The 260-nt window shown below is 57.7% G+C and carries 1 protein-coding gene; it reads right to left on the bottom strand.

Annotated elements, in window-relative coordinates; translation table 11 throughout:
• The coding region (locus OGY13_RS00910; RefSeq protein ID WP_286593183.1) for an Ig-like domain-containing protein at window positions 1-260 on the bottom strand (260 nt) is incomplete at both ends.

The following is a 260-nucleotide window of genomic DNA, read 5'->3' as shown; positions in this document are numbered from 1 at the left end:
ACCGGGTCGCCCGCTTTCGCGTCTTCCCCGCGCACGTTTCCGGTAATCACCTGCTTCGCCGCCGACAGCTCAGTAAAGTTAAGGGTGTTATCGGCGGTGACATCATGAATATTGACGGTGTTATGCGCTTTAGTGTCCAGCACCACAGTACGGTGCGACAGCGCGGTCACTTCATTACCTACCGCATCGTGGCTGACCAGCGTCACCACCACCGCATTTTTACCTTCCTTCAGCGTGCCGACCGGCACCGCCACTTCGTA

This window comes from Citrobacter sp. Cpo045 (genome assembly GCF_030332875.1).
Classification (GTDB): domain Bacteria; phylum Pseudomonadota; class Gammaproteobacteria; order Enterobacterales; family Enterobacteriaceae; genus Citrobacter; species Citrobacter portucalensis.
This window is presented reverse-complemented; position numbering and strand designations above follow the sequence as displayed.